The sequence below is a fragment of the Niallia tiangongensis genome (genome assembly GCF_044704065.1).
Lineage (GTDB): Bacteria > Bacillota > Bacilli > Bacillales > Cytobacillaceae > Niallia > Niallia tiangongensis.
Map to the genome: position 1 here is coordinate 1,200,053 of NZ_CP162613.1, position 15,451 is coordinate 1,215,503.

Sequence of the window (15,451 nt, forward strand, 5' to 3'; positions counted from 1 at the left end):
TGGAACGGATTTGAAGCGAATTTTATTAGCAGAAGATGAAGAGGTATTAAGAATGTTAATAGTTGATACATTAGAAGATGACTATTTGGTAGATGAGGCTCGGGATGGAGAAGAGGCATTCCGATTAATTCAGGAAAATCAATATGACTTACTTATACTTGATTATATGATGCCAATTATAACAGGACTAGAAGTAATTGAAAAAGTAAGAACAGATAAAGAAAGAGAGCATCTGAAAATTATGATGCTCTCAGCTAAAAGTCAAGCGAACGAGCAACAAGAAATTATTGAAGCTGGAGCTGATTATTTTATGGCAAAACCATTTAGTCCACTTGCTTTATTAGATAAAGTAGGGGAAATATTGGATGAAAATTAGAGCATATTTAAGAAAGAGCATTTCAAGGCAGTTTGTTGCTTTGATGTGTTTTTTTAGTCTGCTATTTCTTATTGGATGTTTATTTCTTGCAATTGGTCAGAAGAAATTGAATGACCAGTATGCAGAAGAAAGAGCAGCGATACTAGAAAAGACATCAATTATTAGAGAGCTGGAAGATAAACTAGAAAATGCGTTGCTAGATGCAAGAGGATATTTTGCATTTAATAATACAGCTATGAAATCATCTGCTTTAAAAATGGATGCCGAGACGCATGAGCTTATTGAACAATTTAAAACAGTCTCTAAAACAGATGAAGATAAATTATTAGCGGAAGAGTTGGTAAATTTCCATTCCTATTATTTCAAAGAAATATTGCCACAAGCATTAATATACTTTGAAGAAGGAGAATTGGAGAAAGTTGTAAAAATCTCCGACGATGGTGGAGCAAATCAAATTAGTCATATAAAAGATTCGCTAAGTAGCTTTTTAGGCTCCATGACTAATCAGCTAAATAGTAAGGTAAAAGAATTAAATAAAAATAATACGATATTGGAACTAAGCTTTCTTGTTTATATTATTTTAATTATGACCATTATTTATTTAATCGGGAGAATGGGGATTAAAAAAATTGGGAAACCTTTATCTGATTTATCACATGCTGCAAATGAAATTGCAAAGGGAAATGATGCGCAAATAAGAGTGGATACAAAACGAGTAGATGAGATAGGAACCCTTTCGATTGCATTTAATCATATGTATCAAAGTGTACAGGATAAAGAGCAGGATTTAATGGCGCAAAACGAGGAGTTAATTGCCCAGCAGGATGAACTGCATGCGCAGCAGATAGAGCTAGAAGAGGTAGTAGAAACAGTTCAAGCAAATAAGGAATCATTAAAGCGAAGAAATGAATTAATTAATAGTATCTCTAATTCTTTGTATAAGGATGAAGTGCTAGAAAGTATTATTAGTCATCTAGCAGCAATCCTACAGGCAGACAGAGGAATTATATTATTACTAAAGGATCAAGCTTATGCATCCTACGGAATTGTGGAAGAAGGGGCTACACAATTTAAGAACCATGTATTTAAAGGAATGCTTGATCGATTGAAAAAGGAGAAAGAACCATTTATTATCACAAGAGAAATGGTATTGTCTGAAAAAGGCTATCACCTTGAAAAAGGATTTACGCATGATTTGTATATCCCTGTCTATAATTCAGATAATGAAATAACAGCAGTGATGATGCTAAGTCGCTTTTGTGATCCTTTCTCCGTATTCGATAAGGCAGAATTTATAGCATTAGCAAAACAAATTAGTATTTCACTAGATAAAATTGAATTATTTGAGCAAACAGAGAATGACCGTGAATTAAATCTCGATATATTAAACTCGCTACAAGAAGGTGTTCAGGTAGTGTGTGATATAGGTGAAATAATTCTTGTGAATAGAAAGTTTGAAGAAATTGTCGGAGAATCGAATGAAACCATTTTTAATCCAGGTAGTGCGTGGGATAAATGGAAACATCATTTAAAAGCTCACTTTACGGATGCAGAAGGATTGTTGAATTACATCCAAGCTTCAATGAAGGAAAATCAAAATAATGCTTATATCAGTTTTATGAAAGATGGCCGAGTAATTAATACTTATTCGGAAGAACTTTATAGAAGAAATGAAAAGTTTGGGACAATATTTGTATATAGGGATATAACCAAGGAATATGAAGTTGATAAAATGAAGTCGGAGTTTGTAAGCACTGTAAGCCATGAACTCCGTACACCGTTAGCAAGTATTCTCGGATTTACAGAATTGATGATAAATCGCGATTTAAAGGTCGAAAAACAGAAAAAATACTTACAGACGATATATGGAGAAGCTAAAAGATTAACTTCCTTAATAAATGATTTTCTGGATATTCAAAGAATGGAAGCAGGGAAACAAACATATGAAAAGAAGTACATTGATCTTTTAACAATTGTAGAAAGAGTCAAAGGGAATTTATCCATTCATACAACCTCTCATCAAATAGAAATTAATCAAATGGTAGAAGAAACCATCGTAATGGGAGATAAGGCGAAGATAGAACAGGTTATAGAGAATCTTCTTAGTAATTCTATTAAATATTCTCCAAATGGAGGAAAAATAGAAATAAATTTATATAAAAAGAATCAGGAGCTATTTGTTGCCTTTAAGGATGAAGGGTTAGGTATACCAGCATCTGCAATGGATAAATTATTTTCAAAATTTTATCGAGTGGATAATACAGATCGAAGGAAAATTGGCGGAACTGGCTTAGGACTATCAATTGTGCAAGAAATAATGCATGCACATGATGGGAAAGTGACAGTTGAATCGGAATTTGGGAAAGGAAGTACCTTTACATTAGTTTTTCCAACTATCCATACAAGTAATATGTTAAGCCTCGAGGAATCTATAGAAAATAAGCAATTGTACTCCGTCATGGTAATTGAGGATGATATTAGCTTGGGAGAATTAATTGTTCATGAGTTAAAGGACAATGGTTTTCAGGTCGTCTATTATAAAACAGGACAAGAAGCTATCCAGATGTTAGAAAAACATCCAACCGATGCCTTGGTACTTGATATTATGCTGGAAGATAAAAATTTAGATGGCTGGGAAATTATGAAATGTATGAAGGAATCAGATAACCTAAAAAACATTCCCATCATTATTTCATCAGCACTTGATGAGAAAGAAAAAGGCTTATCACTAGGAGCGATGGATTACTTAGTAAAGCCTTATCCACCGAGTGAGCTTTCAAAAACGATTATGCAGACCTTATTAAAGATGGGAAAAGTAGGACAAGTCTTAATTCCGAAAAAAGATTAAAAATAGACGGAAGGTAGCTTACTTTTCGAGATGAAAATAGAAATATGTATTAATAGGAGAGGCAAACAAATGCCTTTCCTATTAAATTTAGATGGAAATCTTTTTTTTCGATAATAAAGTCGTAAAGATAGCGACACAAAAAATAGTCATAAAAGAAGCTATAAGAGTAGGAAGACCAACAATTTTATAGCCACTTAATAACACAATACCGTCTATTAAAAAGATGATGATTCCCACTTGAATGGATAGGATATTTGCTAGAACTTGAGCAAGTAGGTCTGTACCGCCAGTGCTTGTCTCAAAACGAAGCATAAGACCAATCCCAACCCCAATAATCACTCCGCCAACAATAGCACTTAATAATAGATTCAAGGAAAATAATTCTCGCAAAAAAGAAAGTACATCAATGGAAAAAGAAGAAATAAGAAACCCGATAATTCCATAAAAAAAATATTCCTTATTATAAAACCAAATGAGTATATATAATGGAATACTTAAAATAATCATCGAAAGACCTGTTGGAATCTCATAGTGATAATGAAGGATAAGTCCAATTCCAATAATACCACCGTCTAGAAGATGATGTGGTACTAAAAATCCATTAACCCCAATGCCTATTAGTAAGCTCCCGACAAAAATGGCAGCGATTTTTTCCATCAATAAACATCATCCTAACTTTACCTTTTCCACTTTACTAATACCTATGTGAAAAAGAAGAAAAATAGAATGGTTTATGAGGAAGGGAAAAAATAATTTAATAAGCGAGTTTACTATTCTAAAGAATTATTTGAATAGACAGAAAAATAGGTTGTCAGATAGGAAGAATAGCAATAAACTTAAAACTAAAAGAAAAACCAGGGGATGAAGGCATGTATAATCAATTGGCATCTTTAACGACGGAACAGCAAGTGGAATTTTTAACGAAACGACTCACTAAAATGCAAAGTTATAATGGTACTGCTGGAGAATTAGATAAAGCTAACTATTTATATAAAATTATCGAATCCTTTCCTTATTTTCAAGCATACCCGGATTTTGTTTGGAAGCAGGAAATAGATGAGGATAAACGGATAAATGTATTGGCTTTTTTACAAGGCAATTCGGATAAAAAGGAAACGGTCATTTATCATGCACATGTGGATACAGTAGGGATAGAGGATTATGGAAATCTAAAGGATATTGCTCATCAGCCGGAAAAGTTAGCTGAATTTTTTCAAAGCTACGAAGGAGATGAGGAGGCTAGAGAAGATGCACGAAGTGGAGAATGGATGTTTGGGAGAGGCTCCCTTGATATGCAAAGTGGAATAAGCATTCATCTAGTGAATCTTCTCTATTATATGAACCATCGAGAAAAATTAGAAGGAAATATTCTACTCTTACTTAATGTTGATGAAGAGAACCAGCATGTAGGAATTAGAGGTGCCTTAAAGGAGCTAATACGCCTTCAGCAAGAAAAAGGATTATCATATGTGGCAGCTATAAATAATGATTTTATTTCTCCTTTATATAATGGTGATGTAGCAAAATATGTATATTGTGGGGGAGCAGGTAAGCTATTGCCATGTTTTTCTATTACTGGAAGAGAGGCGCATGTTGGTGAAAGCCTGCTTGGTATTGATCCAACATTGATTGCTTCCGAGATCAATCGAAGCATAAATCAAAATTTTTCTCTCGCTGAAAACCTAGAAAATGAATTAGTGTTACCCCCTAGTTGCTTGTTTATGAAAGAGAATAAGCAAAGCTATAATGTTCAAACACCTGTTAGTATCAGAATGTATTTTAATTATTTTATCTATAAAAAAACGCCAAGTGATGTATTAGAAACCTTAAAAAAGATTGCCCAAGCAGCGTGTACAAAGGTAGAGAATGAGTTAGCGGATAACTACTTGGCGTATCGTGAAGCGAATAAGCTTCCAGGCAGGTCTATTAATTGGAAAACAGAAGTGATGACTATTCAAGAATATATGGAATATTTAAAAGCAATTGGAAAGGAACCAGAAAAGCACTTAGATAGGCTTCTTGCAAATTTACCGGAAGATTTAGATGATCGGTTAAAAGCATTTGAACTAGTAGAAGCCTTACAGCAAGTAGATCCAGGCAAGAAGCCACGAGTGATTCTCTTTTTTGCTACACCATTTTTACCATCCAATACATTACAAGAGGATGAAAAGTCTGTTTTTCTAAAAGAGGCTTTGAAAGAAGTATTACAGGAGTCGGAAGAGAAATACAAGGAGGTATTTCCGTTAAGAGGATATTTCCCTTATTTATGTGACGGAAGCTTTTTAGCTTTTCATGGTGATCAAGCCGAGATTGAAACAGTGGAGGCAAATTTTCCAGGAATGAATACACTATTTCCATTAGATCTTGAAAAAATGAGTAGTTTAAATATTCCTGCGTTAAATATTGGTGTCTATGGGAAAGGGGGGCATAAATGGACGGAAAGAGTATATAAACCCTATACTTTTCAAACCTTGCCAATACTTATAAGAAAGGTTACAGAGAGATTTCTTACACTTTAAAATAATAAAAAAGGCATCTTTCCCTGATTGGGTAAAGATGCCTTTGTGTATGGTTAATTGCACCAGACCTATATTAAAAAAAGAAATGAAGAATATAGTAACAAATTGCAGCGATACTTGCTGAAATTGGTAAGGTAATTACCCATGTAATAAGCATTCTCTGTGCTGTACCCCATTTAACTCCTTTTAAACGATGTGCTGAACCAACACCAAGAATAGAAGAAGAAATAACATGGGTTGTACTAACTGGTAGATGAATTAAAGTTGATCCAAAAATGATCATTGCTCCTGTTATATCAGCAGCCACTCCATTTACTGGACGAATCTTCATAATATTGCCACCGACTGTTTTTATAATTCTCCATCCACCAACAGATGTTCCAAGTCCCATTGCTGTAGCACAAGCAAACTGCACCCAAAATGGCACATCACCTGTGGAAACATAATTATTAGCTAATAATGCCATGGTGATAATCCCCATGGCTTTTTGAGCATCATTTGTACCATGTGTAAAAGATTGCAATGCGGCCGTAAATATTTGAAAATAACGGAATCGCCTATTTGTTTTTGTTAAATTTAAATCCCTAAAGAAGAATTTAAAGATGGAGTAAATGATAAATCCAACGATAAAGGCAAGGATTGGTGAAATAATCAATGCCTGAATAATCTTAATAAAGCCGTTGTAATTAAGAGATGCAAACCCTGAAGAAGCTATGGCTGCCCCAGCGATTGATCCAATAATTGCATGGGATGAACTACTTGGTATCCCAAAATACCATGTAACTAAATTCCAGATAATAGCGGAAATCAATGCAGCAAGGATAACGAGAGAACCATTTGTTAATTCAAAAGGATCTACGATACCCTTTGTAATTGTCTTTGCAACACCAGTAAAAGTCATGGCACCAACAAAGTTCATACATGCTGCCATAATAATGGCGTGCTTTGGCTTTAACGCTTTTGTCGATACTGCAGTAGCAATAGCATTGGCTGTATCATGAAAGCCGTTGATAAAATCAAATGCTAATGCAAAGACAACGATTAATATAGTAAGTATTAGTAATGTATTCATTGGAAAAAGACTCCTTACGCGTTCTTCATAATAATACTTTCAAGTGTGTTTGCGACACTTTGACAGTAGTCTGCAATATCCTCAAGATTTTCGTACACTTCTTTATATTGGATAATGCGAATAGGATCTTTTTCTACGGAGAATAAGTTTTTAATCGATTGACGTAAAATACCATCACATTTTGATTCATGGTCTTTAATTCTAATCGCGTATTCTCTAATTTTAGGTAATTTTTTTGTTGTAAGCAGATCTACTGCTTTATCAATTTCAACTGCACAATTCTTGATTTCTTCCACAAAGCGAAGCATATATTCATCAGCGCTAATAATATTGTACATTTCAAATAGTGCTGCTGTGTGTTCTAAACCATCTAATACATCATCCATACTCATCGTTAGAGCAAGAATGTCTTCTCTTTCAATCGGTGTAATAAAGGCTTTATTTAATTCAGTGATTACTTCATGAACATATGTATCACCTTTTGTTTCGGTTTCTTTCATTGTTTCAGAAAAAGTTTTTAAATCGCTAACATTTGTCAATTTATAGTCAGCAAAAAAGTCTGCTCCTTCTTTTAAATTTGAAGCGATATTTTTTAACATAACAGCAAACTTATCTTGTTTTTTAAAAACCATTGCGGTTACCTCCATTAATATATAACAAATTATGACTAAGCCTTACATATTTTATAGGAAACTTGTCGAATAGCCTAGTATTTTATTTATAAATTTACAAAATCTTAATATTTGATTTACGAAATTTTAAGAAAACAACATTACTTATTTACAAAGTTTGCATTAATTTAACATTTATCACTGGTTAGAGTGACGATGATGCTTACTAACTTCCTTTGCCCCTTCCCATCCAAACGTGACCAATTTCTTATTCCAGAATAAAGTAATAATATAATGGCTAAGGAAGGAGGAGGTACAGTGTTAATGGATGACACAATTATTATGCGAAAAACACTAGAGACAGAATTGACTTATGTGAGAAAAACAGAAAAAGACCCTACTAATAGTCCCTATATATTACAATGGTCCTTACAGGAACATAAAAGGGCGCTTACTGATAATCCGAATATCTTGCATTTACTTGTTGTCGAAATATCATCGAATAAACCGGTTGGTTATGTTCTTATAAATGGATTAGAAGATGAAAATGATAGCATAGAAATAAAAAGAATCGCTTTTTCTGAAAAAGGAAAAGGCTATGGAAGAAAAATGCTACAGTTAATAAAAAAATGGGCTTTTATTGAAAAGAAAGCAAATCGATTATGGCTGCAGGTAGTAGATCATAACTTCCGTGCAAAATCGCTATATGAATCAGAGGGATTTAAGATAGAGGGATTACAACGAGAAGCGATAAAAATAAATAATAACTATCAATCAATCTATATGATGTCCATATTAAGTAGGGAATATCAGTGAAATGGTTAAGTATCTAACGAATAATGGATCTAATATAAATGAAGGAAAAGGTGAAAAAGTGGAGAAACAAGTAGTCTTAATAACAGGAGCAAACGGTGGATTTGGCCAATTGATGGCATTAGAATTTGCAAAAGAAGATTATACTGTTTTAGCATCGATGAGAGATACGAAGAAAGGGAAACAATTAATCGATATAGCAACTGATATGGAAGTAATATCCAATATCGAAATTATTTCTTTGGATATTACTTCTGCCCAATCTATAGAAAATTTAAAAATAATTTTGCAGAATATTGGACAAGTCGATTTATTGATAAATAATGCTGGGTATGCAGGAGCTGGTTTTTCGGAGGAAATTCCAATCGAAGAGTATCAGCTCCAAATGGAAACAAATTTTTTTGGGGCAATTCGAGTGACTCAATGTGTACTCCCTTTAATGAGAAAGAAAGGGAAAGGAATGATTATTAATATGAGTAGTATAAGTGGAGAAATTGGATTTCCAGGTTTATCACCATACGTCTCCTCTAAGTTTGCCTTAGAAGGATGGAGTGAGGGCTTAAGATTAGAATTGGCTCCTTTTTCTATTCCGGTAATTCTTGTAGAACCTGGCTCTTTTCAAACAAATATTTGGACAACAGGGAAGAAGGTAACGGTAAAATCTACCTTGTCTTCATCTCCGTATTTTTCATACATGAAACAATTGGATACATATTTACAAAGAAATAGAAAAAAGGATGGAGATCCAATCAAAGTGGCAAAAAAAGTAGTTGAAATCGCTCAAACAAAGCATCCAAAATTGCGTTATGTAATTGGGAAAGGAACGAGAAGTACAATCCTATTAAAGAACATGCTGCCCTGGAAGTGGTGGGAGAAAATCGTTCTATTTATCTTAAAATGAAAATATATTAAGAAGTAGCCGTTTTGTTGTCAGAGGAAAAGAAGAGGTTATATTTATGAGGACACTGAATAAATATAGTTATCCAGTTTAAATTAGGATTTAGGTCTTGAAAGTGAATAATAGCTAGCAGTTTTTCAGTTCCTGTATATTTTTCGAGGAATTTTTTGAAAAAGGTTAAATCAAATTTATAGAGAAGTATTCAAATAAGTGTTATTATATGGATAATTCTGATTTTGGAGGTGTTTTGTTTGGTCAATAGCATCGAACATAAAGTGAAGCTACATAACGGAGTGGAGATACCTCAATTAGGTATCGGAGTCTTTAAAGTAGAAGAAGGAGATACAGTAATCCAAACAGTAAAAGCAGCTTTGGAGCTTGGTTATCGTTCTATTGATACTGCCGCCATTTATAAGAATGAAGAAGGGGTAGGCAGAGCGATAAAAGAAAGCGCTGTCTCTAGGGATTCTCTATTTATCACCACAAAAGTTTGGAATGAAGACCAAGGATATGATTCTACTCTACGTGCATTTGAGACGAGTTTAAAGAAGTTGGATTTAGATTATCTTGATTTATATTTAATTCATTGGCCAGGAAAAGATAAATACGTAGAAACATGGAAAGCATTTGAAAGACTGTATGACGAAGGAGTCGTTAAAGCGATTGGTGTAAGTAATTTTCAGGAACATCATTTAGATCATTTGCTTGCAAGTGCGAATGATGTTCCAACCGTTAATCAGATTGAACTCCATCCACGGCTATCTCAAGAGAAATTAAGAGAGTACTGTCAGAAAAAAGAGATAAAAATTGAAGCTTGGTCACCGATTGCAAAAGGTCGCTTAGTAAATGAACCAACCCTTAACTATATTGCAAAAAAACACGACAAGACACCAGTACAAGTTATTTTACGCTGGCATCTACAAAATGGGATTATAATTATTCCAAAATCGATTCATCCGGAAAGAATAAAAGAAAATGCAGAGATATTTGATTTTCAACTTAGCTTAGTAGAAATGGATCAAATAGATCGATTAAATATGAATGAAAGACTTGGAAGTAATCCAGATGAAGTGATTTTTTAATTTCTTACATCGCTTGGTTTAATAGAAAAGAACAAAAGATCTATGCCCAATTATTAAAGGGTATAGATCTTTTTTTGAAATGTTATTATCGAAATATTCTTAACAAAATGAATGTTATTGTTAGGTTTAAAAGAATCAAAGGGTGGTAAATATAAGTACAAGCAGATAGTGAAAAAAACCGTACGGGGTAAATGATAAGCTGCAGCATGATTCTTCACTATCTCATTAAAAAAATAAACACTATAATAAAAGGAGTGTTATATATGGGATTTCTATGGTCATTAATTATAGGTGGTATTATAGGATGGTTAGCAGGATTAATCGTTGGTAAAGATATTCCCGGTGGTGTGATTGGAAATATCATTGCAGGTTTTGTTGGTGCATGGTTAGGATCATTAATTCTTGGAGATTGGGGTCCAACAATTGCAGACTTTGCTCTAATTCCAAGTATTATTGGGGCAGTTATTTTAGTCTTTATATTAAGTCTAATCATGCGCGGTATGCGAAAAACCACATAAAGAAGGATAAAAGTAGCCTGGGACATAAGTGTTCCAGACAAGGGTAAATCCAAACAATCATACCAAATTCGTATGATTGTTTGGATTTTTTTATTAGCTTTTAAAAAGTCTTTTCAATAAAGTTGTTTTTATAACTCGCAGCCTGAATGAGGAGGCTCAGCTTCCTCCCCGGCGCATCGTGTGTCGTAGCGCAATGGAACGAATTAGTTTTTACTCTTGACTATATATAGTTAGTCTCTTATTTTGTCTCCTTTAATGACTCTTCCCAGTTTTCATCAGGGAAAATTGGCTGTCTGTCCAATGGAGGAGCGTAGACAGTAACATCTTCCATTGAGATAGGATGGGTGAATTGTATCTTTACCGCATGTAGTGCTTGTCGATCAAAAATCGGTTTTCCGCCATATAGTACATCTCCAGCAAGGGGATGATGAATGGAGCTTAAATGAACTCTTATCTGATGCGTTCTCCCTGTATCCAAGGTACAAGAGATAAGTGTTAATCCCTCATTTGGTAATTGTTTCATTCGTTTAAAATGAGTGATTGCCGTCTGTCCTGTTTCTGATATTCTTCTCCGGCTTCCGTGGTGCCTATCCTTTCCTATTGGTTTATTAATCGTTCCTTTTTTTTGTGATAAGGATCCTTGAATAAGAGCGATATAGGTTCTATTAATTTTTCGTTCCCGTAACATATGATCAAGCATGTTTGCGACTAAATCGTGTTTTGCGAACAGAACACAGCCAGTTGTATCTCGATCCAAGCGATGAATATGCTTTAACGGTCTTTCTTCTCCATTCATAAGCAAATGATAGGCAACTCCATTTAATAAAGAAGAAGCATCTTCTGAAGAATGTGGATGTGTATCAATAGAAGCTGGCTTATTAACAACTAGCAGAAAATCATCTTCATAAAGGATAGATAGATCCATATAGGTTGGAATTATGTTATTTGGCTGTGGCTGAAATAGTTTTATTTTTAAAATATCTTCCTGCGTAAGCATCGTATTCCAAGGAACATTTTGGTTATTAAACTGGACTTTTTTCTCCATTTTAAACAGATGAATTTGTTTTTTTGATGCCAACAAAACCTCTGAAAAGAATGCTTCAATTGATAATCCTTCCCATTGTAAAGGGATTTTAAGCAGAAGCCAGTCTCCCTTTTTTTCAAATATCATATAAAATCTCCTTTACTTCTCTATAAGTATAAATTAAAAAATAGTCTTAAATTTAACATAGTCATCATATCATGGTTTTAATTACCACAGAAATGGTTTTGTGGGATATGGTAGACTAATGGTAATACTTTATGTAGTGTAAATTTATCATAGAAACAAAGAGGGTGTCTCATTTCATGAAAGTAGTTTTTGCATCAACACCAACACAAGAGGAAAGAATTGATGAACTGATTCAGACCTTTTACTCGAAGATATTTCCTTTCTATTTTTCAGATAAGGAAATAAATAAGTTTGAACGATTAAAGGTTCTTGTTATCACTTCAGAAAAAGCACAGCAATTAAGTACATTAAAAACATCTTATCAAGTAATTGCAAGTCTTCAAACCCTTGTGAATATTTTGGAAGCTCCAGAAGATAAACATAAATATAAACATCTATTTGCAAAAAATGTTCGGATTTTAGAGGACTTGGATATCTTCTTCCCATTTGATTTAGACAATTTTACAATCAATGATGATGGAAGTTCCTTCAATCAATCAAATTTTAGTATATATGCAGAGGCAACTAATCAGTATTTAGTATAAACTTTTTGCCTGCACTTATTATTCCTAATCGGAATAATAATAAGCCATCGTTTTTTACTGTAAACCGATTCGTTTTGAGGTGCATATTTTAAATGTGCACTGTAATGATTATTGTATTGGCATCATTATTGGTATATAAAAAGGGAAAACTCGCCGTAGTAATTGGCGAGTTTCTTCACTAGGAATATAAAACCTCACTCACAGGGGATATGGTTCATCGTAATCTTATGTATTCTCCTTTACCTAAGAACCGAGAAAGTAAAATTAGCGGAGTTTTTCCACTAGCATTGCAAAAATATCCACAAGGGTATATCATGGTTACTTTATATGGGTTTTAAGTATAATTTTCCTATACCGATTTCTTGGTTCTGAGCCAAAAAGTCAAGGGGGTTGTAATTGAACCAAGTTATCTAAAAAATTGGATATTATTTTCTTTTTTTCTTATATTTTGCCATCGAGCTAGTACTTACCCCCACTGGTTTTACCATGGCCACCCCTACATCGCCGGGATCCGTTACCACAATCCGAGTATGTAGCTTCACGCAATTACTATGCTTTGTAAAATACGTCCATTATCCTAATGTAGGTCCAAGAAGCAGCAGAGAAGAAGAATCTACGAGATGAAGACGACCCAAAGAAGGGAGCCCTTTTTTGCTACTCGTCAGCTTATTCAATTGACTAACAGCGGCAAGAAATAACTGCCGTGGGAGGATTGAAGGTAAAGCATTGACTCGACGACAAAGTTGAGAAGCACTAATGCTAGTAAGGCTAAACAGTTCCTCTGTCCCTTCCATAGCACGAATACGTTCTTCTGTTTCCTCGTAGGATTTCCAATTTCCCAATTGCATGGCGACACAAATCCTCATTAGATTAGCGGTGGTCAGTTTTTTAACACCGTTGTCTAAGAACGAACACTTAAATGTTTCAAACGGTAAGAAAGATAGGTATTTACTAAATACAGTCTGATTTGATATGATGTTATCCATGAAAGTCTCCTTTAGTAGCAGTCACGGATAACGTGGGTTCAGCTTCTACTTTAAGGGACTTTTTTACTTTCGTCCATAAAACAGGAGGCTAGGACAAAACTAAATAGCCAGTCTGTAAAGACGAACCATCCTTAATGTAGCTCTTAAATATAGGCTACTTTTTCATGCTAGTTATTTATGATTTTAAATATAGTCAGTGTAAAATTAATTCGTTTTTAAAGATTGTTTTTTCTATAACTATTATGGAAATAGAAAAAATAATTAATTGGAAAGACGGAGCAGCCTGAATACACGTAGACTCCTATGGGAGCTGCGAGAAAGTCCGAGACCCTGCAGGAGCGTGAGCGACGAAGCGGCTCGGCGCTCGCCCTATGGAAGGCGAAGTGTATTCAGGCTGCGGATAATAACACCATCTTTACTGAAACAGCCTTTTGTAATCCAATATAAAATCGAACAATCAAGTATCGTATGGCTGTTCGGGTTTATTTATGGCTGGAATACTTATGTCCCAGCCTCGTGTTTAAATTTATTTTTTGATCTGTGGATACATATGCAATGCTAGCGGAATTTTTACGTTTATTATCAGCTCTGATGCTTAAGCGGATCTCCCAGCCAATCAGTGGCAGACCCTCTCCATCCCAGATGAGGGCTTTTTATCGACCACCTTATTAAAAGCAATAAAATTGGTACTCAAAACAGCACTGTGTCTTTTTAAATTGTACAATACATATTGTCCATCATAATAATGATGTCAATTGCTATGTCAAATCTAAAGAAATTCCGCAGAAACCTTGATAAATAAAGAAAAGACGTATGCCAATTCATACGTCTTTTCTCGTGTCATTTAGTAAGAATGCACCCGAAAAGGAACCCTTTACTTTTAACTGCGGCGGCTTTTTTATTTCGTAACACTATATTCTTCTAGCCATTGTCTAAATACTTCAGGTTCTCTATAGCCGTTGATTCTACCTACTTCTTCTCCATTTTTGTACTGGACAATTGTTGGTGTGGAATCGATATTGTATTTATCCCAGCCTTCTTCAAATTCCCATAGGTTATATTGATCAATCGATACATCTAATTCCTCTGCAAGGGGCATTAATTCTGGTGTCGTCTGTTTACAATACACACAATTTGAACTAAAGAAGTATACGGTAACATCTTCTTCTGTTTTTAATTTCTCCTCGAGTGCATCAGGAACAATAATATTTTGGTAATTCGGATCATCTAATATTTCCATTGTTTCAGGTTCCAAATTCTCTTTTTTATATAAATTCCCTTCTACTGCTTTTTCTTTTTGCATATTAGATAGAAAGGCTACCCCTGCAAATAAAATAATAATAAAAACTAAGAAAAAAATTACTTTTTTCATTCATTCATCTCCTTTGTTTTTTTCCAAATGATTAGGCTACAAGTAAAGATCATAATAAATCCAACAAGTGCCATAAAGGGAATGGTTATAAAGCCTAACCAATTTATGTATTCGCCTGTGCAAGGAACTGGTCCACAAGAGGCAGAGCTTTCAAAGATGCTAGCTAATTTTTGTTTGGAATAATGATAGATGGAAATGCATGCGCCGAATCCAGAAAGAATCATTGTGTAAAAGGTGATTTTATAATCTTTTCGTATCACAGCAATCCCTAGAATAATCACAAAGGGGTACATTAATATCCGTTGATACCAGCATAATGTGCAAGGAACAAACTCTCTAATTTCTGAAAAGTATAAGCTGCCGAACATGCTGAGGACAGATGCCATCCAAGCTAAGTATAAGAGATGCTCTCGGGAATCTTTCTGCTTTGTTTTTTCTTCCATACGATTCTCCTTTATTGTCTTTATCCACAAAAATCAAAATAATTAAAAGTATATTCACTATAGAAAAAGTATAAAGGTATTCGGAAATGATGTAAACAAACTAGTTTTCATAAATGATCGAGATTATATCTAAAAAAAATGGGGAAATGTAGAAATAG

The 15,451-nt window shown here is 34.1% G+C and carries 15 protein-coding genes; 8 read left to right on the forward strand and 7 right to left on the reverse strand.

The genetic code is table 11. The features are described from left to right. The first annotated feature begins 10 nt into the window (after nucleotides 1–10). Both AB3U99_RS05800 and AB3U99_RS05805 read left to right on the forward strand, forming a co-directional pair. Nucleotides 11–376 (forward strand): response regulator transcription factor, encoded by a 366-nt coding sequence (locus AB3U99_RS05800; protein ID WP_400246246.1) that lies wholly within the window; start codon nucleotides 11–13, stop codon nucleotides 374–376. Then, complete coding sequence (locus tag AB3U99_RS05805) at nucleotides 366–3,224, forward strand: ATP-binding protein (RefSeq protein ID WP_400246248.1); 2,859 nt, start codon at nucleotides 366–368, stop codon at nucleotides 3,222–3,224. The genes AB3U99_RS05800 and AB3U99_RS05805 overlap by 11 nt, the downstream gene beginning before the upstream one ends. Nucleotides 3,225–3,311: 87 nt before the next feature. Here the strand turns inward: AB3U99_RS05805 and AB3U99_RS05810 are convergent, their stop codons facing one another. Beyond that, entirely contained in the window at nucleotides 3,312–3,884 is a 573-nt protein-coding gene (locus AB3U99_RS05810) for a YitT family protein (RefSeq protein WP_400246250.1), read from the reverse strand. A 209-nt stretch (nucleotides 3,885–4,093) separates the two neighbouring features. On the opposite strand from AB3U99_RS05810, the gene AB3U99_RS05815 reads away from it, so the two are divergent. Then, a complete protein-coding gene (locus AB3U99_RS05815) occupies nucleotides 4,094–5,743 on the forward strand; it encodes a M20/M25/M40 family metallo-hydrolase (RefSeq protein WP_400246252.1) in 1,650 nt (549 codons plus the stop codon). Between the two features lie 73 nt (nucleotides 5,744–5,816). Here the strand turns inward: AB3U99_RS05815 and AB3U99_RS05820 are convergent, their stop codons facing one another. Together AB3U99_RS05820 and AB3U99_RS05825 are read right to left on the reverse strand one after the other, a co-directional pair. Further along, nucleotides 5,817–6,815: an anion permease gene (locus AB3U99_RS05820; RefSeq protein ID WP_400246254.1), complete on the reverse strand. Its 999-nt coding sequence runs from the start codon at nucleotides 6,813–6,815 to the stop codon at nucleotides 5,817–5,819. 14 nt (nucleotides 6,816–6,829) lie between these two features. After that, nucleotides 6,830–7,447, reverse strand: coding sequence for a DUF47 domain-containing protein (locus tag AB3U99_RS05825; RefSeq protein ID WP_400246256.1), 618 nt, complete (start codon nucleotides 7,445–7,447; stop codon nucleotides 6,830–6,832). 303 nt (nucleotides 7,448–7,750) lie between these two features. Between AB3U99_RS05825 and AB3U99_RS05830 the strand changes: the two genes are divergently transcribed. From AB3U99_RS05830 to AB3U99_RS05845, 4 genes are all read left to right on the forward strand, one after another. Further along, nucleotides 7,751–8,242, forward strand: coding sequence for a GNAT family N-acetyltransferase (locus AB3U99_RS05830; RefSeq protein WP_400246258.1), 492 nt, complete (start codon nucleotides 7,751–7,753; stop codon nucleotides 8,240–8,242). Nucleotides 8,243–8,300: 58 nt separating this feature from the next. Further along, entirely contained in the window at nucleotides 8,301–9,140 is an 840-nt protein-coding gene (locus AB3U99_RS05835; RefSeq protein WP_400247968.1) for an SDR family oxidoreductase, read from the forward strand. A 248-nt stretch (nucleotides 9,141–9,388) separates the two neighbouring features. Then, on the forward strand, nucleotides 9,389–10,219 hold the full coding sequence (locus tag AB3U99_RS05840) for an aldo/keto reductase (protein WP_400246260.1): 831 nt from the start codon (nucleotides 9,389–9,391) through the stop codon (nucleotides 10,217–10,219). 263 nt (nucleotides 10,220–10,482) lie between these two features. Continuing rightward, entirely contained in the window at nucleotides 10,483–10,737 is a 255-nt protein-coding gene (locus AB3U99_RS05845) for a GlsB/YeaQ/YmgE family stress response membrane protein (RefSeq protein WP_312099476.1), read from the forward strand. A gap of 238 nt (nucleotides 10,738–10,975) precedes the next feature. Here the strand turns inward: AB3U99_RS05845 and AB3U99_RS05850 are convergent, their stop codons facing one another. Further along, nucleotides 10,976–11,908, reverse strand: a complete 933-nt coding sequence (locus AB3U99_RS05850) for an RluA family pseudouridine synthase (protein WP_400246262.1) — start codon at nucleotides 11,906–11,908, stop codon at nucleotides 10,976–10,978. A gap of 176 nt (nucleotides 11,909–12,084) precedes the next feature. Here AB3U99_RS05850 and AB3U99_RS05855 point away from each other — a divergent pair, with 176 nt between their 5' ends. Then, complete coding sequence (locus AB3U99_RS05855; protein ID WP_400246264.1) at nucleotides 12,085–12,492, forward strand: DUF5365 family protein; 408 nt, start codon at nucleotides 12,085–12,087, stop codon at nucleotides 12,490–12,492. 572 nt (nucleotides 12,493–13,064) lie between these two features. Here AB3U99_RS05855 and AB3U99_RS05860 read toward each other — a convergent pair. The 3 genes from AB3U99_RS05860 to AB3U99_RS05870 form a co-directional block, all read right to left on the reverse strand. Then, nucleotides 13,065–13,478 (reverse strand): hypothetical protein, encoded by a 414-nt coding sequence (locus AB3U99_RS05860; protein WP_400246266.1) that lies wholly within the window; start codon nucleotides 13,476–13,478, stop codon nucleotides 13,065–13,067. Nucleotides 13,479–14,376: 898 nt separating this feature from the next. Beyond that, the gene (locus tag AB3U99_RS05865) at nucleotides 14,377–14,850 is read right to left on the reverse strand and encodes a thioredoxin family protein (RefSeq protein WP_400246268.1); all 474 of its coding nucleotides are present in this window, start codon (nucleotides 14,848–14,850) and stop codon (nucleotides 14,377–14,379) included. After that, complete coding sequence (locus tag AB3U99_RS05870) at nucleotides 14,847–15,293, reverse strand: disulfide oxidoreductase (RefSeq protein ID WP_400246270.1); 447 nt, start codon at nucleotides 15,291–15,293, stop codon at nucleotides 14,847–14,849. The genes AB3U99_RS05865 and AB3U99_RS05870 overlap by 4 nt, the downstream gene beginning before the upstream one ends. Between the last annotated feature and the right edge of the window lie 158 nt (nucleotides 15,294–15,451).